This is a genomic window from Bradyrhizobium sp. Ken64, from assembly GCF_055807555.1.
Genome location: NZ_JBVVPA010000008.1, coordinates 248,872 through 259,594, shown reverse-complemented (window position 1 = coordinate 259,594; position 10,723 = coordinate 248,872). Strand labels below are relative to the sequence as shown.

Sequence of the window (10,723 nt, the reverse complement as noted above, 5' to 3'; positions counted from 1 at the left end):
GCTGCCCGCGTCCACCGCAGCCCATCCCACGTTTCGTGACGATCGCGATACGCCCCTCTGACCGGGATGAGGTGGCGAGATGAATACGCCAAAGCCGAATTTCGGTAAAGTGGAATATTTTTGCAAGGTCCGATTGACCTGAGGTTTGTGTGTTTTGCCCGACGGGCAACGCAAGGGATTGTAGCCCGGATGGAGCAGCGCAATCCGGGGCCCCGTATCCGCGGAACGAATCCCGGATTGCGCTGCGCTCCATCCGGGCTACGGGATCACCCCCGCGGTGACCGAGGCGGCCTGCGCTTCGCTGCATGCCGCCGCGGCGAGCGTGTCACGCGGGGGCGCAGGCGGGTTACCGCGGCTTCACGGCGCGGCTTGGCCTGGGCTGGGCCGCGGGCGAGATCCATCAGCATGCGTAGCGCCTCGACCACGGAGCGCTGTCGCACGGCGGTGCGGCCGATGGCGCCAAAGCGATGCTCGCGGTGGACGATGCGGCCGTCACGCGCGGCGGCTGCGAAGTGGACGAGGCCAACCGGCTTGCCTGGCGTGGCGCCGCCGGGGCCGGCTATCCCGGTGATGGCAACCGCAAGATCGACGCCGGCACGCTCCAGCGCGCCGACTGCCATGGCTGTCGCGGTCTCCTTGCTGACGGCGCCAAAATTCGCAAGCGTGCTTGCCTCGACCCCGAGCATCGCGCGCTTGGCATCGTTGGAGTAGGTGACAAAACCGCGATCGATGACATCTGACGAACCGGGGATGTCGGTCAGCGCGCCCGCGACGAGGCCGCCGGTGCAGGACTCGGCGGTCGCGATCGTCAGCTTGCGCATCCGGCACAGATCGAGCAGCGAGCGGGAGAGGGCGCGTGCGTCGCTGCCGGCCATGGCCTAGACACTCCAGGGCAAGCGGATGGTGGCGCTCGCGGTGGCCGCGATGCCTTCCTCGCGGCCGGTGAAGCCGAGCCGCTCGCTGGTGGTTGCCTTGACCGCGACGCGGGAGATGTCGACGCCGGAAATCTCGGCGATGCGCGCGCGCATGGTGTCGCGCAAGGGACCGATCTTCGGCCGCTCGCAGATCATGGTCACCTCGAGATTGGCGATGCGGCCGCCGCGCTGGGTGACGCGCTCGATGGCGTATTGCAAAAACTGGTCGGAGGATGCGCCCTTCCACTTCGCGTCGCTGGGCGGAAAGTGCGATCCGATGTCGCCGTCGGCGAGCGCGCCGAGGATGGCGTCGACCAGCGCATGCAGGCCGACATCGCCGTCGGAATGGGCCAGGAAGCCTTTGGTGTGCGGCACGCGCACGCCGCAGATCATGAGATGGTCGCCCTCGCCGAAGGCGTGCACGTCGTAGCCCGTGCCGGTCCTGATGTCGCCGAGCAGGCTGGCCAGCCGCGCTTCCTCGCGCACGAAATCCTCGGGAGTGGTGAGCTTCATATTGGCAACATCGCCTTCAAAGGTCGCAACCGTCAATCCCGCCCATTCGGCAATCGCGGCATCGTCGGTGAAATCGCTGCGGCCGTCCTTGGCCGCGCGACGATGCGCTTCGAGGATGACGTCGAAGCGAAAAGATTGCGGCGTCTGTGCGATCCGCAACCGCGCCCGGTCCGGCGTGTCCTCGACATTCCCGTTCTCGCCGGTGACCTTGATGGTGTCGGTGACGGGAACGACGGGGATCGCGGCGCCGGTGCGGCTGGCCGCATCGATCGCGCGGGTGATCACGCCTTCCGAAACGAAGGGGCGCGCGGCGTCGTGGATCAGCACGATGTCGGGCTTGTGCCTGGCGAGCGCTTCGAGGCCGGCGAGGACCGAGGCCTGCCGGGTCGCGCCGCCATGGACCGGCGCCTCGTGGCTGAGCCCTGCGACCGCCGCGGTAAACATGGCGCTGTCGTCGGGGTTCACGACCGGCTGAACCGCGAACACGTCCGCATGACGGCTGAAGGCCTCCATGGCGCGATAGATCACCGGCACGCCGCCGATCTCGCGATATTGCTTGGGGCCACCGGCGCCTGCGCGCAGGCCGCGTCCGGCCGCGACGAGAACGACTGCGGTGCGCTGTGATTTCGCCATAGGACTCAAATACTCATTTGATGATGAAGAGAGTCGGGGGGTGGGGTGATTGCCGCATGCCTCTAGCACGGCAGGCCCGCAAAAAAAGGGGGTTTCCCCGGATTGTGGGAAACAGCATTTTGCTGCACTGCACTTGAAAGATCGGCAGAACTGTCTAAACTGTAGGCATGACGCTTGACTGCACAAGAATTGTGCGCAAGATAGGTCATGGCAGGCGCGATGAGGCGCTGCCAACGCAACGAGACCCCTGTGACCGGCTCGGCAGTATCTGGCTCTAAGCCATTGAAGATAGGCGATATTGATGTCGCCACCCCGGTCTTCCTGGCGCCGATGTCGGGGGTGACTGACTCGCCCGTCCGTCGGCTGGCCGCGGAGTTAGGGGCCGGTCTGGTGGTGTCCGAAATGACGGCCAGCGACGAACTCGCCAATGGCCATCATATGTCCCGGTTGCGCTGCGAAGCCACGGGCATCGGTCCGCACGTGGTCCAGCTCGCCGGCTGTGAGACGCATTGGATGGCGGAGGGCGCCCGGATCGCTGAAGCTGAAGGCGCCGACATCATCGACATCAACATGGGCTGTCCGGCCCGTCACGTCACCGGCGGCCAGTCCGGCTCCGCCTTGATGCGCGACCTCGACCACGCCGTCAGCCTGATCGAAGCGACGATCGCGGCGGTGAAGGTACCGGTGACGCTGAAGATGCGGCTCGGCTGGGACGATCGCACCCGCAACGCGCCGGAACTGGCGCGGCGCGCGCAGGCATCAGGCATCAAGCTCGTCACCGTGCACGGCCGCACGCGCTGCCAGTTCTACAAGGGCGAGGCCGATTGGGACGCGATCCGCGCCGTACGCGAGGCCATCTCCATTCCGCTCGTCGTCAATGGCGACATCACCACTTTCGAGAAGGCGCTTGCGGCGTTAGAGGCCTCCGGTGCCGATGCTGTGATGATCGGCCGAGGCGCGCAGGGCCAGCCCTGGCTGCCCGGCCAGATCGGCCGGCGCCTCAAGGGCGGGGCGGCGGAGGCCACGCCGGCGCTCGAGACGCAGCTGCATTATGTCCGCACGCTTTATGAAGGCGTCTGCGCGCTCTACGGCCTGCGCATCGGACTGCGGCACGCGCGGAAACATCTGGGCTGGGCCCTCGACGTCGCGGCCGATGTGAGCCGCGCCCCGGCCGGGAAGCTGAAATCCTGGCGCCAGAAAATCCTCACCTCGGAGGATCCGCGCCTCGTCCACCGGTCACTGCAAGATGCCTTCGACGACTTTGCATGGAGCGCCGCTGCATGAGCTCAGCCGCTGAACATCGTCGGCCCGTTGCCTCCGACAGCGATGCCATCCTGGACGCATTGCCCAATCCCATGCTCATGATCGGGCCGGACGGCAAGATCGTCGCCGCCAACATCGCGACCGAAGCCTTCTTCGATATCTCGACCCAGTTCTTGAAGCGGCAGTCGCTGAAAGAGCTGGTGCCGTTCGGCAGCCCGTTGCTGGCGCTGATCGACCAGGTGCGTTCGTCGAACGCGCCGGTCAACGAGTACAAGGTCGATCTGGGCACGCCGCGCATGGGCGGAGACCGCCAGGTCGATCTGCATGTGGCCCCGGTGACGGAACGGCCCGGCCATATCGTGGTGATGCTCCAGGAGCGCTCCATCGCCGACAAGATGGACCGCCAGCTCACCCATCGCAGCGCCGCACGCTCGGTGATCGCGCTCGCCGCGATGCTTGCGCACGAGATCAAGAACCCGCTCTCCGGCATCCGCGGCGCCGCGCAGCTCCTGGAGCAGCAGGCCTCCTCGGAAGACCGCATGCTGACGCGGCTGATCTGCGACGAGGCCGACCGCATCGTGACGCTGGTCGACCGCATGGAGGTGTTCGGCGACGAGCGCCCTGTGGTGCGCGGCCCCGTCAACATCCATTCGGTGCTCGATCACGTCAAACGGCTGGCGCAGTCCGGCTTTGCCCGCAACATCCGCTTCGTCGAGGACTACGATCCCTCGCTGCCGCCGGTGCTGGCGAACCAGGACCAACTCATCCAGGTGTTCCTCAACCTCGTGAAGAATGCGGCCGAAGCGCTGATCGACGTTCCCGACGGCGAAATCCAGCTCACCACCGCATTTCGTCCCGGCGTGCGCCTGTCAGTCCCCGGTCAAAAATCCCGTGTATCCCTGCCGCTCGAATTCTGCGTGAAGGACAATGGACCAGGCGTGCCGGACGATCTTCTGCCCAACCTGTTCGATCCCTTCGTCACCACCAAGCAGACCGGCTCGGGTCTGGGTCTCGCGCTGGTCGCAAAGATCATCGGGGATCACGGGGGCATCATCGAATGCGAATCTCAGCCGCGGAAGACCACCTTCCGCGTGCTGATGCCGATGTATTCCACATCGGTGAAACATGCCGATCAAAGCAGTCGCGACGGCTCTGCCGGGAAGTCGTCGTCTGCGTCACAGGGGGCAAAATGAGGATTAACGATGCCCGCAGGTAGCATTCTCGTTGCTGATGACGACACCGCCATCCGCACGGTTCTCAATCAGGCACTTTCGCGCGCCGGCTACGAAGTGCGGCTGACCGGCAATGCCGCGACGCTGTGGCGATGGGTCAGCCAGGGGGAGGGCGATCTCGTCATCACCGACGTGGTGATGCCCGACGAGAACGCGTTCGACCTGTTGCCGCGGATCAAGAAGATGCGGCCGAATTTGCCTGTCATCGTCATGAGCGCGCAAAACACCTTCATGACGGCGATCCGCGCCTCCGAGCGCGGGGCGTACGAATATCTGCCAAAGCCCTTCGACCTGAAGGAGCTGATCGCCATCGTCGGCCGCGCGCTGGCCGAGCCGAAGGAGCGGGTCTCGACGCCGAACGAGGACGCCGAGATGGAGGCGATCCCCCTGGTCGGCCGCTCGCCGGCGATGCAGGAAATCTATCGCGTGCTGGCGCGCCTGATGCAGACCGACCTCACCGTGATGATCACGGGCGAGTCCGGGACCGGCAAGGAGCTGGTGGCGCGGGCGTTGCACGACTACGGCAAACGCCGCAACGGCCCGTTCGTCGCGGTCAACATGGCGGCGATCCCCCGCGACCTGATCGAGTCGGAACTGTTCGGCCATGAGCGCGGCGCCTTCACCGGCGCCAACACCCGCGCCTCCGGCCGGTTTGAGCAGGCCGAGGGCGGCACGCTGTTCCTGGACGAGATCGGCGACATGCCGATGGAGGCGCAGACCCGCCTGCTGCGCGTGCTTCAGCAGGGCGAATACACCACGGTCGGCGGCCGCACCCCGATCAAGACCGACGTGCGCATCGTCGCGGCTTCCAACAAGGACCTGCGCGTCCTGATCCAGCAGGGCCTGTTCCGCGAAGATCTGTTCTTCCGCCTCAACGTCGTGCCGTTGCGGCTGCCGCCCTTGCGCGAGCGCATCGAGGATCTGCCCGATCTCATCCGTCATTTCTTCGCGCTGGCGGAGAAGGACGGACTGCCGCCGAAGAAGCTCGACACGCTGGCGCTGGAGCGGATGAAGCAGCACCGCTGGCCGGGCAACGTGCGCGAGCTCGAGAACCTCGCCCGCCGTCTCGCGGCGCTCTATCCGCAGGACGTGATCACGGGCTCGGTCATCGACGGCGAGCTGGCGCCACCCACCGTCAGCCCGGGTGCCGCAGTCCAGCATGGCGTCGACAATCTCGGCGGCGCCGTGGAAGCGTATCTCTCCTCGCACTTCCAGGGCTTCCCGAACGGCGTGCCGCCGCCGGGCCTCTATCACCGGATCCTGAAGGAGATCGAGGTGCCGCTGCTCACGGCCGCGCTCGCGGCGACCCGCGGCAACCAGATCCGCGCCGCCGATCTGCTCGGCCTCAACCGCAACACCCTGCGGAAGAAGATCCGGGATCTCGATATCCAGGTGTATCGGAGCGGGGGCTAGCCTTCCCGCACCCGACGGTGGCTCAGCTCCCCTATCAAGCGGAGCTGAGCCTGTCCGGTTCGCGTTGGCCGTTGTGGCTGACGCGGTGAGCAGAAGTCCCGATGGGACCGAAACGTTCCTCCGGAACATTCATATGGTGATTTCAGCCGCGGGACGCGGCCCCAGACCTATCTGACAAACCGGCCTGCGACCTGTATCGCGCTGGCGACGTTCGCATTGGGCTCCTGCACCCCGAGACCATTGACCAGCAGATCCGCCGCCACGATCAGTAGCAGCACAGCCGACACCATCATTGCGAGAAAGAATTTGTGCATGCCGGTCAAGCCGTCTGGGCCGGAATCCGTTCCCCGCCCTCCGGCATGTCGCTGTGGATGCGCGGGTCGGTCGCGGCGGTGGCGCCGCGGAATTGTCGCAATTCGGCAACAATGTGGTACGAATACATCAGTATCCGCCCGACGCGGACCTCCGTTTTCAGCACCCATTGCCGGAATGACCAGCGCAGACACCTCGGCCGCATCCTTTGACACGGCCCCAGCAGAAGAGCCCCGGCGTTGGTCGGCGCGACGCTGGCTGGCGCCCTTTGCCGTGGCGCTGGCGCTGCTGTCGGCCTTGCTTACCTTCCTGGTCCTGACCGGCCTCACCAGCATCGAACTGACGCCGCAAGTTGTCCGTTCGTTCTACCTGAGCAACGCAGCCACCATCCTGCTGCTGGTCGGCATCATCATCCGCGAACTCTGGCAGCTGATCCTGGCGCGACGGCGTGGCAGGGCGGCGGCGCGCCTCCATGTCCAGATCGTCAGCCTGTTCTCGATCGTGGCGGTGCTGCCGGCGGTGCTGGTCGCCGTCGTCGCCAACGTCACCATCGAGCGCGGCCTCGACCGCCTGTTCTCCGGCCCGACCAAGGAGGTGATCCAGAATTCGCTGACGATCGCGCGCGCCTACATGCAGGACCATGCGCAGCTGATCCGGGGCGACATTCTCGGCATGGCCAACGACATCGCCCACGCGCGCCCGCTCTACGACCAGGATCGCCGCTCGTTTCGCGAAATGCTGACGTCCAGCGCCGCCTCGCGCAACCTGCCGGGCGCGATGATCATCGACAAGAACACCAACATTCTCGAATCCGCCGACACCGGCATGCGGCTGGCCTATTCGCCGCCGGCGCCGGACTTCCTCAGCAACGTCAACGAATCCGAGCCCGAGATCGCGGTGCTGCCCGATGCGAGCTTCGTCGCCGCGGTGGTCCGCTTGCGCGCCTTCAGCGACACCTTCCTCTACGTCGCGCGGCCGCTCGATCCGAATGTCGTCAACCAGCTCAAGCAGACCGAGGTCAGCGTCGCCGAATACGCCCAGATCGAGTCGCGCCGGCTCGGCATCCAGGTCGCGTTCGCGCTGATGTTCGCGGTGATCGCGCTGACCATCCTGATGGCCTCGGTGCTGATCGGCCTCAACTTCGCCAACTCGCTGGTCTCGCCGATCCGGCGGCTGATGAACGCGGCCCAGACGGTCTCGACCGGCGATCTCCATGTGAAAGTGCCGGTGCACCAGTCCGAAGGCGACCTCGCCCAGCTGGGTGAGACCTTCAACAAGATGACAGAGGAGTTGCGCAGCCAGCGCGACGAGCTCGTCAACGCCAGCGACCTCATCGACAGCCGCCGCCGCTTCATCGAGGCGGTGCTGTCGTCCGCGAGCGCCGGCATCATCGGCGTGGATAATTCAGGCAGCGTCGGCATTCTCAACCGTTCCGCCGAAAAGCTGATCGGGCACTCGGAAGCCGAGACGCTCGGCCATCCGCTCTCCGACGTGCTTCCCGAGCTCGAAGAGATGATGAAGACGGCGCGGGAAGGGACCCAGCGCCTGGTGCAGGGGCAGATCACGATCACGCGGGACGGGCAGGAGCGCAATCTGTCGGTCCGCGTCAGCGCCGAGAAGACCAGCCAGCCGCACGACAGCTACATCATCACGCTCGACGACATCACCGAGCTGGTCTCGGCGCAACGCACCTCCGCCTGGGGCGACGTCGCGCGCCGCATCGCGCATGAGATCAAGAACCCGTTGACCCCGATCCAGCTCTCCGCCGAGCGCATTCGCCGCAAATTCGGCAAGGACATCACCGAGGGCAAGGACAAGCAGATCTTCGAACAGTGCACCGACACCATCGTGCGTCAGGTCGACGACATCCGCCGCATGGTCGACGAGTTCTCGCGCTTTGCGCGGATGCCGAAGCCGGTGATGGAGGGTGAGGACGTCGCCGACACAGTCCGACAGGCGGTGTTCCTGATGAAGGTCGCCCACCCCGAGATCGATATCGAGGCCGAGTTTAGGGAAGACCCGCTGCGCGCCCAGTTCGACCGGCGGCTGATCTCGCAGGCTGTCACCAACATCGTCAAGAACGCCACCGAGGCGATCGAGCAGGTCCCCCTGGAGGAGCTCGGCAAGGGCCGGATCGACGTCGTGGTCTCGCGCGAGGGCGAGGACGTGCTGATCGACGTCGTCGATAACGGCATCGGCCTGCCCAAGGTGGCGCGCTCGCGCCTGCTCGAGCCCTATGTGACGACACGCGCCAAGGGCACCGGCCTCGGGCTCGCGATCGTCGGTCGCGTGCTGGAAGACCATGGTGGGCGCATCGAACTGAAAGATGCCTCGGACTTCCGCGAGGGACAGCGTGGCGCCTGGATGCGGATGCGTTTTGCGATCTCCGGCGCTCCCGCGAAGAGCGAGGGGGCCGAACCGCCGGCCGCGGCAACGGCCAAGCCGGACATCGGCGAAACGGCCACGCAATCCGTCAAGGATCCGGAAACAAAAGAGGCGACCGCCGAAACCAAAGAGCCGGCTGAAAAGACCAATGATTCAACAAAGATCGAAGCCTCAACAGGCAGCTGAGAAAACAGGCGACCCATGGCAAGTGAAATTCTGATTGTCGATGATGAGGCCGATATTCGGGATCTCGTTGCGGGCATCCTCGAAGACGAGGGCTTCGTGACCCGGACCGCGCGCGACAGCGATACGGCGCTTGCCGAGATCGCCAACCGCAGGCCGCATCTGGTGTTCCTCGACATCTGGCTGCAGGGCTCCAAGTTGGACGGCTTGCAACTGCTGGAGCAGGTCAAGAAGGACAACCCCGATCTCCCGGTCGTGATGATCTCCGGCCACGGCAACATCGAGACCGCGGTCGCCGCGATCAAGCGTGGCGCCTACGACTTCATCGAGAAGCCGTTCAAGACCGACCGGCTGATCCTGGTCGCGAACCGTGCACTGGAGAACTCGCGGCTCAAGCGCGAGGTCAAGGAGCTGAAGCAGCTCGCGCCGAGCGCAAGCTCGCTAGTCGGCCGCTCGCCCAGCATGAACCAGCTGCGCCAGACCATCGAGCGTGCGGCCAAGGCCAACAGCCGCATCCTGATCGTCGGTCCCGCCGGTGCCGGCAAGGAACTGACCGCACGCACGTTGCACACCGCCTCGGGCCGCGCCGACGGCCCCTTCGTCGTCATCAACGCCGCTGCGATCACACCCGAGCGGATGGAGCACGAGCTGTTCGGCATCGAGCAGTCCAACGGCGAGCACGCGCGCAAGCCCGGCGCGCTCGAAGAGGCCCATGGCGGCACGCTGTTCATCGACGAGATCGCGGACATGCCGCGCGAGACACAGAACAAGATCTTGCGCGTGCTGGTCGAGCAGTCGTTCCAGCGCGTCGGCGGCAATGGCAAGGTGCAGGTCGACGTCCGCATCATCTCCTCCACCGCGCGCAACCTCGAAGAGGAGATCGCGGCGGGTCATTTCCGCGAGGACCTCTATCACCGGCTCTCGGTGGTGCCGATCCGCGTGCCCGCATTGTCGGAGCGACGTGAGGACATTCCGGAATTGATCGACTACTTCATGGAGCAGATCTCCGCAGGCAGCGGCCTGCCCAAGCGGCAGATCGGGCAGGACGCGATGGCGGTGCTGCAGTCGCATGTCTGGCCGGGCAATGTGCGCCAGCTCCGCAACAACGTTGAGAGAGTCATGATTCTGGCCGCGGGCGGGCCGGAGGTCATCATCACTGCCGACATGCTGCCGCAGGACGTCGGCTCCATGGTGCCGGCGATGCCGACCAGCAACAATGGCGAGCACATCATGGGCCTGCCGCTGCGCGAAGCGCGCGAAGTGTTCGAGCGCGACTATTTGATTGCACAGATCAGCCGTTTTTCAGGAAATATTTCTCGCACGGCCGAGTTTGTTGGCATGGAACGCTCGGCACTGCACCGGAAGTTGAAGGCGCTCGGCGTCGGCTAACGCTGCGACGTCGTTGGAATAGGCGAGGAAAATCATCGATTTCCGTAGTTTTTCGGGGCAATACGGCATGGGCTGCCGCGTGAAGCGGCTTGCCTAATAAGCCTACCTGTCCTCTAATTGAACCGCTGTCCCTCCGAGGGGGATCTCATGAGGGACGGCAACCGGACGAGGACCCCGAATTTCAAAAGAGGGCCGAAACCGGCGCAATAAAAAGAAACTCAAAGCGAGAAAAAAACAATGGCGGCAGACCGCGCACAAAACCTGCAGGACACCTTCCTTAATCACGTTCGCAAAACCAAAACGCCACTGACGATCTTTCTGGTCAACGGAGTGAAGCTCCAGGGCATCGTGACCTGGTTCGACAATTTCTGTTTGCTGCTTCGGCGCGACGGTCACTCGCAGCTCGTCTACAAGCATGCGATCTCGACCATCATGCCGGGCGCTCCGATCCAGCTGTTCGAAGGCGGCGAGGACCAGCCGGCTTGA

9 protein-coding genes are annotated in these 10,723 nt (G+C 65.1%); 6 read left to right on the top strand and 3 right to left on the bottom strand.

What is annotated here, in order from left to right; genetic code table 11:
• Positions 1-266 precede the first annotated feature (266 nt).
• Positions 267-875 (bottom strand): CinA family protein, encoded by a 609-nt coding sequence (locus AC0L2F_RS16790; protein ID WP_007610292.1) that lies wholly within the window; start codon positions 873-875, stop codon positions 267-269.
• Between the two features lie 3 nt (positions 876-878).
• On the bottom strand, positions 879-2,060 hold the full coding sequence (locus tag AC0L2F_RS16785; protein ID WP_473249093.1) for a bifunctional 2-C-methyl-D-erythritol 4-phosphate cytidylyltransferase/2-C-methyl-D-erythritol 2,4-cyclodiphosphate synthase: 1,182 nt from the start codon (positions 2,058-2,060) through the stop codon (positions 879-881).
• Positions 2,061-2,342: 282 nt separating this feature from the next.
• Between AC0L2F_RS16785 and dusB the strand changes: the two genes are divergently transcribed.
• From dusB to ntrC, 3 genes are read left to right on the top strand one after another with little or no spacing between them, the layout of a single operon-like run.
• The gene (gene dusB, locus AC0L2F_RS16780) at positions 2,343-3,344 is read left to right on the top strand and encodes a tRNA dihydrouridine synthase DusB (RefSeq protein WP_473249092.1); all 1,002 of its coding nucleotides are present in this window, start codon (positions 2,343-2,345) and stop codon (positions 3,342-3,344) included.
• A complete protein-coding gene (locus tag AC0L2F_RS16775; protein ID WP_473249091.1) occupies positions 3,341-4,516 on the top strand; it encodes a two-component system sensor histidine kinase NtrB in 1,176 nt (391 codons plus the stop codon). Before dusB ends, AC0L2F_RS16775 begins: the two co-directional genes overlap by 4 nt.
• Positions 4,517-4,525: 9 nt before the next feature.
• The gene (gene ntrC / locus AC0L2F_RS16770) at positions 4,526-5,968 is read left to right on the top strand and encodes a nitrogen regulation protein NR(I) (RefSeq protein WP_007610301.1); all 1,443 of its coding nucleotides are present in this window, start codon (positions 4,526-4,528) and stop codon (positions 5,966-5,968) included.
• A 167-nt stretch (positions 5,969-6,135) separates the two neighbouring features.
• On the opposite strand, the gene AC0L2F_RS16765 is transcribed toward ntrC, so the two are convergent.
• A complete protein-coding gene (locus tag AC0L2F_RS16765) occupies positions 6,136-6,282 on the bottom strand; it encodes a hypothetical protein (protein WP_473249090.1) in 147 nt (48 codons plus the stop codon).
• A 175-nt stretch (positions 6,283-6,457) separates the two neighbouring features.
• Between AC0L2F_RS16765 and AC0L2F_RS16760 the strand changes: the two genes are divergently transcribed.
• From AC0L2F_RS16760 to hfq, 3 genes are all read left to right on the top strand, one after another.
• The gene (locus tag AC0L2F_RS16760) at positions 6,458-8,851 is read left to right on the top strand and encodes a sensor histidine kinase (protein WP_473249089.1); all 2,394 of its coding nucleotides are present in this window, start codon (positions 6,458-6,460) and stop codon (positions 8,849-8,851) included.
• A 15-nt stretch (positions 8,852-8,866) separates the two neighbouring features.
• Complete coding sequence (gene ntrX, locus AC0L2F_RS16755; RefSeq protein ID WP_007591127.1) at positions 8,867-10,237, top strand: nitrogen assimilation response regulator NtrX; 1,371 nt, start codon at positions 8,867-8,869, stop codon at positions 10,235-10,237.
• 237 nt (positions 10,238-10,474) lie between these two features.
• Positions 10,475-10,723 (top strand): RNA chaperone Hfq, encoded by a 249-nt coding sequence (gene hfq, locus AC0L2F_RS16750; RefSeq protein ID WP_007591126.1) that lies wholly within the window; start codon positions 10,475-10,477, stop codon positions 10,721-10,723.